The sequence below is a fragment of the Streptomyces sp. NL15-2K genome (assembly GCF_030551255.1).
In the GTDB taxonomy this organism is placed as follows: Bacteria; Actinomycetota; Actinomycetes; order Streptomycetales; family Streptomycetaceae; genus Streptomyces.
In genome coordinates, this window is sequence record NZ_CP130630.1 from 5823536 (window position 1) to 5837840 (window position 14305).

Annotated in this window: 14 protein-coding genes; 10 read left to right on the forward strand and 4 right to left on the reverse strand. The window is 71.9% G+C overall.

All coding sequences use genetic code 11. From position 1 onward, the window contains the following. The first annotated feature begins 30 nt into the window (after nt 1-30). Entirely contained in the window at nt 31-1548 is a 1518-nt protein-coding gene (locus Q4V64_RS26150) for a 3-hydroxyacyl-CoA dehydrogenase (RefSeq protein WP_124440679.1), read from the forward strand. Further along, a complete protein-coding gene (locus Q4V64_RS26155; RefSeq protein WP_124440678.1) occupies nt 1545-2135 on the forward strand; it encodes a TetR/AcrR family transcriptional regulator in 591 nt (196 codons plus the stop codon). The genes Q4V64_RS26150 and Q4V64_RS26155 overlap by 4 nt, the downstream gene beginning before the upstream one ends. 2 nt (nt 2136-2137) lie before the next feature. On the opposite strand, the gene Q4V64_RS26160 is transcribed toward Q4V64_RS26155, so the two are convergent. Then, nucleotides 2138-2623, reverse strand: coding sequence for an Lrp/AsnC family transcriptional regulator (locus tag Q4V64_RS26160; RefSeq protein ID WP_124440699.1), 486 nt, complete (start codon nt 2621-2623; stop codon nt 2138-2140). A 189-nt stretch (nt 2624-2812) separates the two neighbouring features. On the opposite strand from Q4V64_RS26160, the gene pdhA reads away from it, so the two are divergent. The 6 genes from pdhA to Q4V64_RS26190 all read left to right on the forward strand — a co-directional run bounded on the left by pdhA (nt 2813) and on the right by Q4V64_RS26190 (nt 9833). Next, a complete protein-coding gene (pdhA, locus tag Q4V64_RS26165) occupies nt 2813-3949 on the forward strand; it encodes a pyruvate dehydrogenase (acetyl-transferring) E1 component subunit alpha (protein ID WP_124440677.1) in 1137 nt (378 codons plus the stop codon). After that, complete coding sequence (locus tag Q4V64_RS26170) at nt 3946-4950, forward strand: alpha-ketoacid dehydrogenase subunit beta (RefSeq protein ID WP_124440676.1); 1005 nt, start codon at nt 3946-3948, stop codon at nt 4948-4950. The genes pdhA and Q4V64_RS26170 overlap by 4 nt, the downstream gene beginning before the upstream one ends. After that, nucleotides 4950-6305: a dihydrolipoamide acetyltransferase family protein gene (locus Q4V64_RS26175; RefSeq protein WP_124440675.1), complete on the forward strand. Its 1356-nt coding sequence runs from the start codon at nt 4950-4952 to the stop codon at nt 6303-6305. Before Q4V64_RS26170 ends, Q4V64_RS26175 begins: the two co-directional genes overlap by 1 nt. Before the next feature lie 107 nt (nt 6306-6412). Further along, complete coding sequence (locus tag Q4V64_RS26180) at nt 6413-7336, forward strand: NTP transferase domain-containing protein (protein WP_124440674.1); 924 nt, start codon at nt 6413-6415, stop codon at nt 7334-7336. Beyond that, nucleotides 7333-8739, forward strand: coding sequence for a molybdopterin molybdotransferase MoeA (locus Q4V64_RS26185; protein WP_124440673.1), 1407 nt, complete (start codon nt 7333-7335; stop codon nt 8737-8739). The genes Q4V64_RS26180 and Q4V64_RS26185 overlap by 4 nt, the downstream gene beginning before the upstream one ends. After that, nucleotides 8736-9833 carry a potassium channel family protein gene (locus tag Q4V64_RS26190; RefSeq protein WP_124440672.1) on the forward strand — a complete coding sequence of 366 codons (1098 nt, stop codon included), beginning with the start codon at nt 8736-8738 and terminating at the stop codon, nt 9831-9833. Before Q4V64_RS26185 ends, Q4V64_RS26190 begins: the two co-directional genes overlap by 4 nt. A gap of 51 nt (nt 9834-9884) precedes the next feature. Here Q4V64_RS26190 and Q4V64_RS26195 read toward each other — a convergent pair whose 3' ends face one another. Both Q4V64_RS26195 and Q4V64_RS26200 read right to left on the reverse strand, forming a co-directional pair. Continuing rightward, the gene (locus Q4V64_RS26195) at nt 9885-10733 is read right to left on the reverse strand and encodes an ABC transporter permease (RefSeq protein ID WP_124440671.1); all 849 of its coding nucleotides are present in this window, start codon (nt 10731-10733) and stop codon (nt 9885-9887) included. Then, the gene (locus Q4V64_RS26200) at nt 10730-11752 is read right to left on the reverse strand and encodes an ATP-binding cassette domain-containing protein (protein ID WP_124440670.1); all 1023 of its coding nucleotides are present in this window, start codon (nt 11750-11752) and stop codon (nt 10730-10732) included. The genes Q4V64_RS26195 and Q4V64_RS26200 overlap by 4 nt, the downstream gene beginning before the upstream one ends. Before the next feature lie 282 nt (nt 11753-12034). Here Q4V64_RS26200 and Q4V64_RS26205 point away from each other — a divergent pair, with 282 nt between their 5' ends. Beyond that, nucleotides 12035-13015 (forward strand): NAD(P)H-quinone oxidoreductase, encoded by a 981-nt coding sequence (locus Q4V64_RS26205; RefSeq protein WP_124440669.1) that lies wholly within the window; start codon nt 12035-12037, stop codon nt 13013-13015. Nucleotides 13016-13038: 23 nt separating this feature from the next. Here Q4V64_RS26205 and Q4V64_RS26210 read toward each other — a convergent pair whose 3' ends face one another. Next, nucleotides 13039-13509, reverse strand: a complete 471-nt coding sequence (locus Q4V64_RS26210; protein WP_253267008.1) for a hypothetical protein — start codon at nt 13507-13509, stop codon at nt 13039-13041. 136 nt (nt 13510-13645) lie between these two features. On the opposite strand from Q4V64_RS26210, the gene Q4V64_RS26215 reads away from it, so the two are divergent. After that, nucleotides 13646-14188 carry a bacterial proteasome activator family protein gene (locus tag Q4V64_RS26215; RefSeq protein ID WP_124440668.1) on the forward strand — a complete coding sequence of 181 codons (543 nt, stop codon included), beginning with the start codon at nt 13646-13648 and terminating at the stop codon, nt 14186-14188. The last annotated feature ends 117 nt before the right edge of the window (nt 14189-14305 follow it).

Here is a 14305-nt window from a genome sequence, read left to right on the forward strand (position 1 = left end):
TGGAAAACCCCGTGCGGGAGGATCGCGCACATGACAGCACTCGACCTCAGCAGCCCCGTGGCCGTCGTCGGCGCCGGCACCATGGGCCAGGGCATCGCCCAGGTCGCGCTGGTCGCCGGCCATTGCGTACGGCTGTACGACGCCGTCCCCGGCCGCGCGCGGGAGGCCGCCGTGGCGATCGGCGCCCGGCTCGACCGGCTCGTCGAGAAGGACCGGCTCGGCGCCGCCGACCGGGACGCCGCCCGCGCCCGTCTGCTGCCCGCCGAGCGCCTGGCCGACCTCGCGGACTGCGCCCTCGTCGTCGAGGCCGTCCTGGAGCGGCTGGACGTCAAACAGGAGCTGCTGCGGGAGCTGGAGGACATCGTGGGCGAGGACTGCCTGCTCGCCACCAACACCTCCTCCCTGTCGGTCACCGCGATCGGCGGCGCGTTGCGCAACCCCGGCCGCTTCGTGGGCCTGCACTTCTTCAACCCGGCGCCGCTGCTGCCGCTGGTCGAGGTCGTCTCCGGGTTCGCCAGCGACGTCACGTCGGCCACGCGCGCGTACGAGACGGCGCGCGCCTGGGGCAAGACGCCGGTCGCCTGCGCCGACACCCCCGGCTTCATCGTCAACCGCATCGCGCGGCCCTTCTACGCCGAGGCCTTCGCGGTCTACGAGGCACAGGGCGCCGACCCCGCCACCATCGACGCCGTCCTGCGCGAGTGCGGCGGCTTCAAGATGGGCGCCTTCGAGCTCACCGACCTCATCGGCCAGGACGTCAACGAGTCCGTCACGCACTCCGTGTGGCAGTCCTTCTTCCAGGACGCGCGGTTCACGCCCTCGCTCGCCCAGCGGCGCCTGGTGGAGTCGGGCCGCCTCGGCCGCAAGACCGGGCACGGCTGGTACGACTACGCCGAGGGCACCGAGGAGGCCGAGCCGCACACCGCGGAGCGCGCCCAGCCGCCCGCGTACGTCGTCGCCGAGGGTGACCTGGGCCCCGCGTCCGAACTGCTCTCCCTGATCCGCGAGTCGGGCATCCAGGTCCGCGAGGAGGACGAGGACCACGGCACCCGACTGGTGCTGCCCAGCGGCGGCCAGCTCGCGCTCGCCGACGGCCAGACCTCGGTCGAGTTCCGGGACGTCGTCTACTTCGACCTCGCGCTCGACTACCGCCGGGCCACCCGCATCGCCCTGTCCGCATCCCAGGACACCTCCCCGCAGACCCTCGCCGAGGCAACCGGCCTCTTCCAGGCGCTCGGCAAGCAGGTCAGCGTCATCGGCGACGTCCCGGGCATGATCGTGGCCCGCACGGTCGCGCGGATCGTCGACCTCGCGCACGACGCCGTCGCCAAGGGTGTGGCCACCGAGGAGGACGTCGACATCGCGATGCGCCTGGGCGTCAACTACCCGCTCGGGCCCTTCGAATGGAGCCGCAGACTCGGCCGCAACTGGGCCTACGCCCTTCTCGACGACCTGCACATGCGCGACCCCTCGGGCCGCTACGCGCCGTCCCTCGCGCTGTACCGCCACGCGTACGCCACCGACAAGCGGGAGGGCAGCACCTCATGACGACCGCCAAGCGGGACACGTACACCCCTCAGACGCTGCTGTCCGTCGCCGTCCGGGTCTTCAACGAGCGCGGGTACGACGGCACCTCCATGGAGCACCTCTCCAAGGCGGCCGGCATCTCCAAGTCGTCGATCTACCACCACGTGGCCGGCAAGGAGGAGCTGCTGCGGCGGGCCGTGAGCCGGGCCATCGACGGGCTCTTCGGGATCCTCGACGAGGAGCACGCGCGCGTGGGGCCCGCCGCCGAGCGCCTGGAGTACGTCGTACGGCGCATGGTCGAGGTGCTCATAGCCGAACTGCCGTACGTGACGCTGCTGCTGCGCGTGCGCGGCAACACGGGCACCGAGCGATGGGCCCTGGAGCGGCGCCGCGACTTCGACCACCGGGTCGCCGAGCTGCTGAAGGCGGCGGCGGCCGACGGGGACGTGCGCGGCGACGTGGAGGTGCGGCTCGCGACCCGGCTGGTCTTCGGGATGATCAACTCCATCGTGGAGTGGTACCGGCCGGACGTGCGGGGCATGAGCGAGCGGGAAGTCGCGGACGCGGTGGTGCGGTTGGTCTTCGGGGGACTGCGGGAAGCGGGCTGAGCTCAGCCCTGCGGCTCCAGGTCCTCCTCCTCGAACACCAGCAACGTGCGCGTGCTGAGCACTTCGGGAATCGCCTGGAGCCGGGTCAGCACCAGCTCGCGAAGCGCCCTGTTGTCGGGCGTGTGCACCAGGAGCAGGACGTCGAAGTCGCCGCCCACCAGGGCGATGTGCGAGGCCCCGGGCAGCTGCCTGAGCTGCTCGCGCACCGTGCGCCAGGAGTTCTGGACGATCTTGAGGGTGATGTACGCCGACGTGCCGTGGCCGGCGCGTTCGTGGTTCACACGGGCGCCGAAGCCGCGGATGACGCCGTCCTCGATGAGGCGGTTGATCCGCGCGTAGGCGTTGGCGCGGGACACATGGACCCGTTCGGCGACCGACCGTATCGAGGCGCGGCCGTCCGCCTGGAGCATCTGCAGGATGTCCTGATCAATGGCGTCGAGGGGACGCGGGGCCGACAGAGGGCCGCTGCCGTCCGGGCTCTCGGCCATTTGTTCAGGTGCCATGTCCCCCCGCCTCTCTACCGTGGACGTACTGCGTCCATCTCAGGCTGTGGAGAACCGTTTGTCCACAGCCTGAGGGTGCCTGTAGCCAAAATGTGCCGACGACCGAACAATCGGTAGGTGAGGCGCATCACACCCGTGGTGCGCCGGAAGCCGCTCCCACGAGGAGGTGCCGTCATGACGGTCATGGAGCAGCGAGGCGCGTACCGGCCGTCGCCGCCGCCCGCCTGGCAGCCCCGCACGGACCCCGCGCCGCTGCTGCCCGACGCGGAGCCGTACCGCGTCCTCGGCACGGAGGCGGCCGCGAAGGCCGACCCGGGTCTGATGCGCCGGCTGTACGCCGAGCTGGTGCGCGGCCGCCGGTACAACGCGCAGGCCACCGCGCTGACCAAGCAGGGCCGACTCGCCGTCTACCCCTCCAGCACCGGCCAGGAGGCCTGCGAGGTCGCCGCCGCACTCGCTCTCGAGGAGCGCGACTGGCTGTTCCCCAGCTACCGGGACACCCTCGCCGCCGTGGCCCGTGGCGTGGACCCCGTGCAGGCCCTCACCCTCCTGCGCGGCGACTGGCACACCGGCTACGACCCGCGTGAGCACCGCGTGGCCCCCCTGTGCACCCCGCTCGCCACCCAGCTCCCGCATGCCGTCGGCCTCGCGCACGCCGCCCGACTCAAGGGCGACGACGTGGTCGCGCTGGCGATGGTCGGCGACGGCGGCTCCAGCGAGGGCGACTTCCACGAGGCGCTGAACTTCGCCGCCGTCTGGCAGGCCCCGGTCGTCTTCCTGGTCCAGAACAACGGCTTCGCGATCTCCGTCCCGCTGGCCAAGCAGACCGCGGCCCCGTCGCTGGCCCACAAGGCCGTCGGCTACGGCATGCCCGGCCGCCTGGTCGACGGCAACGACGCCGTCGCCGTCCACCAGGTCCTCACCGACGCCGTGCGCCACGCGCGCGCGGGCGGCGGCCCCACCCTGATAGAGGCGATCACGTACCGCGTCGACGCCCACACCAACGCCGACGACGCGACCCGCTACCGCCAGGACACCGAGGTCGCCACCTGGCGGGAACACGACCCGGTCGCACTCCTGGAGCACGAGCTGACCGGGCGCGGACTGCTCGACGAGGACGCGAAACAGGCCGCGCGCGACGCCGCCGAGGCCATGGCCGCCGACCTGCGCGAGCGCATGAACCAGGACCCGGTGCTCGACCCGATGGACCTGTTCGCCCACGTGTACGGCGAGCCCACCCCGCAACTGCGCGAGCAGCAGGACCGGTTGCGGGCCGAGATCGAGGCCGAGCGGGAGGGAACGCACCGATGACCACCGTCGCCCTCAAGCCGGCCACCATGGCGCAGGCCCTCACGCGCGCGATGCGGGACGCCATGGCCGCCGACCCGACCGTGCACGTCATGGGCGAGGACGTCGGCACCCTCGGCGGGGTCTTCCGGGTCACCGACGGCCTCGCCAAGGAGTTCGGCGAGGACCGCTGCACGGACACCCCGCTGGCCGAGGCGGGCATCCTCGGCACGGCCGTCGGCATGGCGATGTACGGGCTCAGGCCGGTCGTGGAGATGCAGTTCGACGCCTTCGCGTACCCCGCGTTCGAACAGCTGATCAGCCACGTCTCCCGGATGCGCAACCGCACGCGCGGCGCGATGCCGCTCCCGATCACCATCCGCGTGCCCTACGGCGGCGGCATCGGCGGCGTCGAGCACCACAGCGACTCGTCCGAGGCGTACTACATGGCGACCCCGGGGCTCCATGTCGTCACGCCCGCGACCGTCGCCGACGCCTACGGCCTGCTGCGCGCCGCCATCGCCTCCGACGACCCGGTCGTCTTCCTGGAGCCCAAGCGGCTGTACTGGTCGAAGGACTCCTGGAACCCGGACGAGCCGACGGCCGTTGAACCGATTGGCCGCGCGGTGGTGCGGCGCTCGGGCCGGAGCGCCACGCTCATCACGTACGGACCGTCCGTGCCCGTCTGCCTCGAAGCCGCCGAGGCGGCACGGGACGAGGGCTGGGACCTCGAAGTCGTCGACCTGCGCTCTCTGGTGCCGTTCGACGACGAGACGGTCTCCGCCTCGGTACGGCGGACCGGGCGGGCGGTCGTCGTACACGAGTCGGGCGGGTTCGGCGGCCCGGGCGGGGAGATCGCAGCCCGTGTCACGGAGCGCTGCTTCCACTACCTGGAAGCGCCGGTGCTGCGCGTGGCCGGGTTCGACATCCCCTACCCGCCGCCGATGCTGGAGCGTCACCACCTGCCCGGCGTGGACCGGATCCTGGACGCCGTGGGGCGTCTGCAGTGGGAGGCGGAGAGCTGATGGCCCAGGTGCTGGAGTTCAGGCTGCCGGATCTCGGCGAGGGCCTGACCGAGGCGGAGATCGTCCGCTGGCTGGTCCAGGTAGGCGACGTCGTCGCCGTCGACCAGCCCGTCGTGGAGGTCGAGACGGCCAAGGCGATGGTCGAGGTGCCCTGTCCGTACGGCGGCGTGGTCACCGCCCGTTTCGGCGAGGAGGGCACGGAGCTTCCCGTCGGGGCGCCGCTGATCACGGTGGCGGTCGGCGCGCCGGCCTCCGGCGGTGACAGCGAGGGCTCGGGCAACGTGCTGGTCGGGTACGGCACCTCGCAGGCCCCCGCGCGCAGGCGCAGGGTACGGCAGGGACAGTCGGCGCCCGCCGGCGCCGCGTCGAACGGGCAGCGCTCGGCTCCCGCGGCTTCCGCTGCTCCTTCGGCTTCCGCCGCTCCGGAGGTGGCGGACGGTCCCGTTCCCGTGATCTCGCCGCTGGTTCGCCGGCTCGCCCGCGATAACGGCCTGGACCTGCGGGAGCTGACCGGTTCCGGGCCCGATGGACTGATCCTGCGGGCGGACGTGGAGTACGCGCTGCGGGCCGCCGCGGCGCAGGGACGCGGGACGGCCCCTGCCGAGCCGCACGCGCGCGTGACGCCGACCAGGACGGCACCCGCCCCGGCTCCCGCGGCCACCCCCACCGGCACCCGCATCCCCCTCAAGGGCGTCCGGGGCGTCGTGGCCGACAAGCTCTCCCGCAGCCGCCGTGAGATCCCGGACGCGACCTGCTGGGTGGACGCCGACGCGACGGAGCTCATGCGGGCCCGGACGGCCATGAACGCCGCCGGTGGGCCGAAGATCTCCCTCCTCGCGCTGCTGGCCCGCATCTGCACGGCGGCCCTCGCCCGCTTCCCCGAGCTCAACTCCACGGTCGACATGGAGGCCAGGGAGGTGGTCCAGCTCGACGCCGTCCACCTCGGGTTCGCCGCGCAGACCGAGCGGGGACTTGTCGTGCCGGTCGTGAAGGACGCGCAGGCGCGGGACGCCGAGTCGCTGACCGAGGAGTTCGCCCGGCTGACCGAGGCGGCCCGCGCGGGCACCCTGACGCCCGGGGAACTCACCGGCGGCACCTTCACGTTGAACAACTACGGCGTCTTCGGCGTCGACGGCTCCACGCCGATCATCAACCACCCCGAGGCGGCGATGCTCGGTGTCGGCCGTATCGTCCCCAAGCCCTGGGTGCACGAGGGCGAGCTGGCGGTGCGGCAGGTCGTCCAGCTTTCGCTCACCTTCGACCACCGGGTGTGCGACGGCGGCACGGCGGGCGGCTTCCTGCGGTACGTGGCGGACTGCGTGGAACAGCCGGCGATCCTGCTCCGCACGCTCTGATCGGGCCGGGATCGAGCCGGGATCGAGCCGGGATTGCACCGGGATCGAGCCGGGATGCGCCGCATTCCTGCGTTCCCTGTGATCGGCCAGTCACCCATACTCGGGGTGTGACCGCCTACGAGCCCCCTGACGCCCCCGGAACCGAGGTCTACGACGCCGTCGTCCTCGCCGGAGGTGCCGCCCGGCGGCTCGGTGGCGCGGACAAGCCCGGCGTGCGCGTGGGCGGGCGCGCACTGCTCGACCGAGTGCTCGCCGCCTGCTCCGACGCGCACTCCACCGTGGTCGTCGCCGATCCCCGGCCCACCGGGCGGCCCGTGACCTGGGCGCGCGAGGACCCGCCCGGTGGCGGCCCGCTCGCCGCCCTCGACGCCGGTGTGCGGCACACCACGGCCGAGGATGTCCTCGTACTCTCCGCCGACCTGCCGTTCCTCGGCGGCGCGACGGTACGGCGGCTGCTGGCCGCCCTGCGGGCGAGCGGCGCCGACGGCGTGCTGCTCACCGACGCCGACGGCCGCGACCAGCCGCTCGTCGCCGCGTACCGCGCACCCGCACTGCGGCGCGAGCTGGCCGCGCTCAGCGATGAGCACAGCGGTCTCACCGGACTGCCCCTGCGCCGGCTGACCGCCGCGCTCCACCTCACCCGCGTCCCGGACCCCGTGGCGTCCTTCGACTGCGACACCTGGGACGACATCGCCACAGCCAGGGCACGTATCAGGGAGCATGGGCACGTGTTGGATGAATGGATTTCCGCAGTCAAGGACGAGCTGGGCATCGACCTCGACGTCGACACCGGCGTCCTGCTGGACCTCGCCCGCGACGCAGCCCACGGCGTGGCGCGGCCCGCGGCCCCGCTGACCACCTTCCTCGTCGGCTACGCGGCCGCGCAGGCCGGAGGCAGCCCCGAGGCCGTCGCCGAGGCCTCCCGCAAGGCTGCGGCGCTCGCCCTGAGGTGGGCCGACGAGGAGACCGCCGACGGCAAGCCCGATGTGGCCCCCGACGCCACTCCCGACACCCGACCGGACGCCGGATGACCGCCCGCGGCATCCGCACCGGCCAGGACGCCGAGGACGCCGAGGACCTCGATGTCGAGGAAGTGCTCGCCCTCGTGAAGGAAGACAACGGCCACGCGGCCGGTGACCACCTGCCCGCACACCCAGCGCACGGCGGTGACCACGCCGCCCCGCACAAGCCGGAACGGCCGGAGCACAAGCAGGAAGCCCGCCACCAGGCCACCCCCTGGCCCGAGGCCCGCGAGATCGCCGCCCGAGCCCCTCGCGCCGCCACCCCTGGCACCCGCCGCGCCCTCGTCTCCGTGCCCCTCGACGCCGCCCTGGGCCTCACCCTGGCCGCCCCCCTCACCGCCCTCACCGACCTGCCCTCCTTCGACACCTCCGCGATGGACGGCTGGGCGGTCGCCGGCCCGGGCCCCTGGGACGTACGGGACGAAGGCGTCCTGGCAGGCCAAGCCGAGCCCGAGCCCCTGACCGACGGCGAGGCCGTCCGGATCGCGACCGGCGCCCGTATCCCCCCGGACACCACCGCCGTCCTGCGCAGCGAGCACGGCCGCACCGACGACAAGGGCCACCTGCACGCCACCCGCGAGATCGTGCACGGACAGGACATCCGCCCGCGCGGCCAGGAGTGCCGCAGCGGCGACCAGCTCCTGCCGGTCGGCACCGTCATGACCCCCGCCGTGCTCGGCCTCGCCGCGGCCGCCGGATACGACACCCTGACCGCCGTACCCCGCCCCCGCGTCGAAATCCTCGTCCTGGGCGACGAGTTGCTGACCAAGGGCACACCGCACGACGGCCTGATCCGCGACGCGCTCGGCCCGATGCTGCCGCCCTGGCTGCGCGCGCTCGGCGCCGAGGTCACCGCCGTACGCAGGCTCGGCGACGACGCCAAGACCCTGCGCAAGGCGATCACCACCTCCGACGCCGACCTGATCGTCACCACCGGCGGCACCGCCGCGGGCCCGGTCGACCACGTCCACCCCACCCTTCAGCGCGTCGGCGCCGAACTCCTGGTGAACGGCGTCAAGGTGCGCCCCGGCCACCCGATGCTGCTGGCCCGCACCAAGGAGAACCAGCACCTCGTCGGCCTGCCCGGCAACCCCCTCGCGGCCGTCTCCGGCCTCCTCACGCTCGCCGAGCCCCTGCTGCGCACGCTCGCGGCACGACCCGCGCCCGAGCCGTACACGCTGCCCCTGACGGGCGAGGCGCACGGGCATCCGTACGACACCCGGCTCATCCCCGTCGTCCTGCGCGGTGACCGTGCCGTGCCGCTGCACTACAACGGCCCGGCGATGCTGCGGGGCATCGCGGCGGCCGACGCCCTGGCCGTCGTACCACCGGGCGGGGCGCGGCAGGGCCAGGAGACGGAACTCCTCGACCTGCCCTGGGCGGCCGCCGGAATCGGGGTGTGTTTCACGTGAAACTTCCGGGCCGTGACGCGATCGCCCGCGAGGCGGACGAACACCTCGTGATCCATCGGGTGAAACTCCCGCGGAAAGTGGTGGAGCACCCGTTCCGGCAGGTGGCCAAACGGCTGTCCATGGCCCTGTTGCTCCTGTTGGCGACGGCCCTGATCGTCTATGCCGACCATGACGGCTACAACGACAACTCCGACGGCTCCGTCGACTTCCTGGACGCGTGGTACTACGCGACCGTCACCCTCTCCACCACCGGCTACGGCGACATCACCCCGGTCAGTGACGCCGCCCGGCTCACCAACATCTTCGTCGTCACGCCTCTACGGGTGATGTTCCTGATCATCCTCGTCGGCACCACCCTTGAGGTCCTCACCGAACGCACCCGTGAGGAATGGCGACTCAACCGCTGGAGGTCCACCTTGCGCGACCACGTCGTCGTCGTCGGCTTCGGAACCAAGGGGCGCTCGGCGATCCAGACCGTCTGCGCGACGGGGTTGAAGAAGGAACAGGTCGTCGTGGTCGACCCGAGTTCCAAGGTGATCGACGCGGCGACCGCGGAGGGGTACGCCGGAGTCATGGGGGACGCGACGCGCAGTGACGTCCTGAAGCGGGCCGAGGTACACAAGGCGCGCAAGATCATCATCGCGACGCAGCGCGACGACACGGCCGTACTGGTGGCGCTGACGGCCCGGCAGCTCAACAAGGGCGCGAAGATCGTGGCCGCTGTGCGCGAGGAGGAGAACGCACCGCTGCTGAAGCAGTCCGGAGCCGACGCGGTGATCACCAGCGCCAGCGCGGCCGGCCGGCTGCTCGGCCTCTCCGTGCTCAGCCCCGCGGCCGGCATGGTGATGGAGGACCTGATCCAGCAGGGCAGCGGGCTGGACATCATCGAACGGCCGGTCATAAAGGCCGAGGTGGGCAAGAGCCCGCGGGAGACGGAGGACCTGGTGGTGAGCGTCGTACGCGGGCACCGGGTGCTGGGATACGACGATCCGGCCGTCGGGAAGCTGGAGCTGACGGACCGGCTGATCACCATCGTGCGGGCGACGCCGGGTACGCAGATCGCACCCGACATCCGCCCGCTCCCTCACGCTTGATCACCTATCACTCCGGTGGTACGGCTGATCACTTTCGACGACACCCGCTGATCACTTGCGGTTGTACAGCCGCATCGTGACCGGACCGAAGACCAGCACGAACAGGCCCGCCCAGCCCAGCGACCAGGCGATGTCGTCGGCCGGCCAGTCGCCCGCCATCAGCTCGCGCACGGCCGACGACAGGTGCGTGATGGGGCTGTTGTTCACGAACGCCTGCAGCCAGCCCGGCATGGTCTTCGGGTCGACGAAGATGTTCGACAGGAAGGTGAGCGGGAACAGCACCATCATGCTGACGCCCATCACCGACTTCTCGGTGCGCAGCAGCAGCCCGAACATCGTCCAGATCCACGAGAACGCGAACGAGAAGACGACCAGCAGCGCGATCCCGGCGAGCACGCCGACGACCCCGCCGTCCGGGCGGTAGCCCAGGATCAGGCCGACGGTCAGCATCACGACCGACGCGATCGAGTAGCGCAGGGCGTCGCCGAGCAGATAGCCGACCATCGTCGAGGGCCGCCAGATGGGCAGCGACCGGAACCGGTCGAAGACGCCCTTCTCGATGTCGATGTTCACCGAGACGCCGGTGTACATCGTGATCATCACGACCGACATCACCATGATGCCCGGCAGCAGGAACTGGATGTACTCCTCCGGGGACCCGGCCAGGGCGCCCCCGAACAGGTAGGTGTACATCAGCACCATCATGATCGGGAACGCCGTGACGTCGAAGAGCTGCTCCGGCACGTGTTTGATCTTGAGTATGGCCCGCCAGCCGAAGGTCAGCGAGGCCGACCACGCGCTGGGGCGCGGCGGACGCTCCCCGGAGACGAGCAGCGCGGCCAGCGACTCGGTGCTGACGGGGGCGAGGTCCTTGGTGTCCGGGGTCGTCGCGGTGCTCATGCTGCTGCCTCGCTCGTCGTGTTGTCGGCCTTCGTCTCGGAGGCCTTGGTGTCGTGTCCGGTGAGGGCGAGGAAGACCTCGTCCAGGCTGGGCTGCCCCAGGGAGAAGTTGTCGACGACGACGCCGGAGCGGGCCAGCTCGGCGAGCGCGCGGGCCGCCTGCTCGGCCGCGCCCTGCCCGTTCGCCGCCCCCGCCCCGACGCGGGCCGTCAGCGCCACCGGGTCCGGCTCCCGCTGCACGTCCGCGTCCAGGGCCAGCCGCAGTACCTCCTCGGCCTGCGGTCGCTGCGCCGGATCGCGCAGTCGCAGGTGTACGGATCCGGCGCCGACGGACGCCTTCAGCTCACCCTTCGTCCCTTCGGCGATCACCTTGCCCTGGTCGATGACGGCGATCCGCGACGCCAGCTGGTCGGCTTCGTCCAGGTACTGCGTGGTCAGCAGCACGGTCGTGCCCTGGGCGACGACCGCGCGCACGATGTCCCACACCTGGTTGCGGCTGCGCGGATCGAGCCCGGTCGTCGGCTCGTCCAGGAAGAGCAGATCGGGGGTGTTGAGGATGGAGGCGGCGATGTCGATACGGCGCCGCATGCCGCCGGAGTAGTTCTTGACCTGCTTCCCGGCGGCCTCGGTCAGCCCGAAGGCCTCCAGGAGCTGCGCGGCACGCTTGCGCGCGGCGGGCTTCCCGTGACCGAGGAGGCGGCCCAGCAGCACCAGGTTCTCGGTGCCGGTGAGGTCCTCGTCCACGGACGCGTACTGGCCGGTCAGGCTGACCCGGCTGCGGACCTCGTCGGCCTCGCGCACGACGTCGTGGCCGAAGACGTGGGCTTCACCGCCGTCGGGACGCAGCAGGGTGGCGAGCATCTTGACGGTGGTCGTCTTGCCGGCGCCGTTCGGGCCGAGAACGCCGTAGACGGTGCCGGCCGGCACCGCGAGGTCGACTCCGTCGACGGCCCGTGTCTCGCCGAACGTCTTCACCAGCCCCGCGGTCTCGATGGCCAGGCCGGACGTGTGCTGGCTCATGGTGAGTTGTCCTTCCGCGTACATGGGTTACGCATGGGGAGACCTTTACCGTCGCGCAAACTCATCGGTCGCGCACAGGGATTTCCTGGCGGATCGGTCCAAGGGCGGAGGGGGAGGGGGACCGGAGGCGGAGGGGAGACGGTCCGGGGACCGAGGGGCCCGACCCGGAGATCGAGAAAGTTGAGGCCGCCGCCTCGGCCCTGCGACGAGTTGCCCGGGACCTGCGACGAGCCGCCCGGGACCTATGGGGAGCCGCCCGGGGTGAGGAGTAGCGTCCCCCTCATGCATGCGATCACGATTCCTGAACCTGGTGGGCCCGAGGCGCTGGTGTGGGACGAGGTCCCGGATCCCGTGGCCGGTGAGGGCGAGGTGCTGGTCGAGGTGGTGGCGAGCGCCGTCAATCGCGCCGACCTCCTGCAGCGGCAGGGTTTCTACGACCCGCCGCCCGGCTCCTCCCCGTACCCCGGCCTGGAGTGCTCCGGCCGGGTCGCCGCGCTCGGCTCCGGCGTCTCCGGCTGGGCCGTCGGCGACGAGGTGTGCGCGCTGCTCGCGGGCGGCGGCTATGCCGAGAAGGTGGCCGTACCGGCCGGCCAGCTGCTGCCCCTGCCCAAGGGGCTCGGCCTCGTACAGGCCGCGGCGTTGCCCGAGGTGGTCTGCACGGTCTGGTCGAACGTCTTCATGATCGCCCACCTCCGCCCCGGCGAGACGCTGCTCGTGCACGGCGGCTCCAGCGGCATCGGCACCATGGCGATCCAGCTCGCCAAGGCCGTCGGCGCCAAGGTCGCCGTCACGGCGGGCAGCAAGGAGAAGCTCGACCGCTGCGCCGAGCTGGGCGCCGACGTACTGATCAACTACCGGGAGCAGGACTTCGTCGCCGAGATGAAGAAGGCCACGGACGGCGCCGGTGCCGACGTCATCCTCGACATCATGGGCGCCAAGTACCTGGACCCCAACGTCCGGGCCCTCGCCGTCAACGGCCGCCTCGCGATCATCGGCATGCAGGGCGGCGTCAAGGGCGAGCTGAACATCGGCGCCCTCCTCGCCAAGCGCGCCGCCATCAGCGCGACCACCCTGCGGGCCCGGCCGCTCGAGGAGAAGGCGGCCATCGTCGCGGCCGTACGGGAACACGTCTGGCCCTTGGTCGACGGCGGTCACGTACGCCCGGTCGTCGACCGCGAGCTCCCGATGAGCGAGGCGGCCGCGGCACACCGGGTGGTCGAGGAGAGCGGCCACATCGGAAAGGTGCTGCTCGTCACGCCGTAGCGCTTCCATGACCGCAGGACCCCCTACGACAGCCCCCGCCGCACCCGCAGCGCGACGAAGGCGAGCCCCAGGCCGAGCCCGACGAGGATGAGCCCGCTGCCGAGCGGCAGGATCTCCAGCCCGGGCTCGGCGCGCCGCTCGGCCCGCCCGACTGCCTGTTCCTGCTCCGTGGGCCGCGGCGGGTGCCCCGGCGGCACGCCGGCGGTCGCACGCGACGGTTCCGGTACGGCGGTGAGGCCGCCGTCGGCCTCCTCGGGCGCCGATTCCACCGGTACCCGACGCCCCGGCCGCTCCCGCCCCTCACCCGCCCGACTCCCGGCCCGGGAGGGCTCGGTGGAGGAAGGGGAAGCACTCGCCTCGGGCGGGGCCTCGACGCCGTACGACCACCCGCTCCCGTACGGCGAGATCGCCACGCCCGCCCCCAGGACCACGACCAGCAGTCCCGTCGCGCGCCTTGCTCGCCATGTGCGCCGTGTGCGCCGTATGGGGATCACGGAACAATCCTGGCATTTGACGGATAACCCGGCATTCGGGGTTCCGCCAGAGAGTGGATGTGCCGCGTAAACGGTGGATCAGCCTTTACCGGGGGCACCACAGTGGTGAGGTGTAGGGGTGCGAGAGAATGGCGGCATGGAGATGCCGAGGAACGAAAGGTCGCCGGAGAACCCTCAGATCCTGGTCGTGGGCCAGGACGGGATGGCTCTCGGCGGCGGAGGCGACGAGGACTCCCGTGAGGTTCCCGTGACGGAGATGGTCGAGCAGCCGGCGAAGGTCATGCGGATCGGAAGCATGATCAAGCAGCTGCTCGAAGAGGTCCGCGCGGCTCCCCTGGACGAGGCGAGCCGGGTCCGCCTCAAGGAGATCCACGCCAGTTCAGTCAAGGAGCTGGAGGACGGTCTCGCCCCGGACCTCGTCGAGGAACTGGAGCGGCTCTCCCTGCCCTTCACGGACGACGGGATCCCGAGTGACGCGGAACTGCGCATCGCGCAGGCCCAACTGGTCGGCTGGCTTGAGGGGCTCTTCCACGGGATCCAGACGACCCTGTTCGCCCAGCAGATGGCCGCGCGGGCCCAGCTGGAGCAGATGCGCCGCGCCCTTCCGCCGGGTGCCGGCGGTCACGAGGACGGCGACGACCCGCGCACGATGGGGCGCTCGGGCGGCCCGTACCTATAGGTCATGTAGGGACACGGTGATGGGGAGGCCCGACCATAGGGAGCGCCCGGGCCTTCCCGCGCTCGTGGCGGGATTGTGTAGGCACGGCGTTACCGCGTCACCAGCGGAGGCATTAAG

What these genes read in the sequence shown, in the direction of transcription:
- Q4V64_RS26195 (WP_124440671.1), bottom strand. Translation starts at nt 10,733, where the DNA reads ATGAGCACCGCGACGACCCCGGACACCAAGGACCTCGCCCCCGTCAGC.
- Q4V64_RS26185 (WP_124440673.1), top strand. Translation starts at nt 7,333, where the DNA reads ATGACCGCCCGCGGCATCCGCACCGGCCAGGACGCCGAGGACGCCGAG.
- Q4V64_RS26205 (WP_124440669.1), top strand. Translation starts at nt 12,035, where the DNA reads ATGCATGCGATCACGATTCCTGAACCTGGTGGGCCCGAGGCGCTGGTG.
- Q4V64_RS26215 (WP_124440668.1), top strand. Translation starts at nt 13,646, where the DNA reads ATGGAGATGCCGAGGAACGAAAGGTCGCCGGAGAACCCTCAGATCCTG.
- Q4V64_RS26160 (WP_124440699.1), bottom strand. Translation starts at nt 2,623, where the DNA reads ATGGCCGAGAGCCCGGACGGCAGCGGCCCTCTGTCGGCCCCGCGTCCC.
- Q4V64_RS26170 (WP_124440676.1), top strand. Translation starts at nt 3,946, where the DNA reads ATGACCACCGTCGCCCTCAAGCCGGCCACCATGGCGCAGGCCCTCACG.
- Q4V64_RS26200 (WP_124440670.1), bottom strand. Translation starts at nt 11,752, where the DNA reads ATGAGCCAGCACACGTCCGGCCTGGCCATCGAGACCGCGGGGCTGGTG.
- Q4V64_RS26175 (WP_124440675.1), top strand. Translation starts at nt 4,950, where the DNA reads ATGGCCCAGGTGCTGGAGTTCAGGCTGCCGGATCTCGGCGAGGGCCTG.
- pdhA (WP_124440677.1), top strand. Translation starts at nt 2,813, where the DNA reads ATGACGGTCATGGAGCAGCGAGGCGCGTACCGGCCGTCGCCGCCGCCC.
- Q4V64_RS26155 (WP_124440678.1), top strand. Translation starts at nt 1,545, where the DNA reads ATGACGACCGCCAAGCGGGACACGTACACCCCTCAGACGCTGCTGTCC.
- Q4V64_RS26150 (WP_124440679.1), top strand. Translation starts at nt 31, where the DNA reads ATGACAGCACTCGACCTCAGCAGCCCCGTGGCCGTCGTCGGCGCCGGC.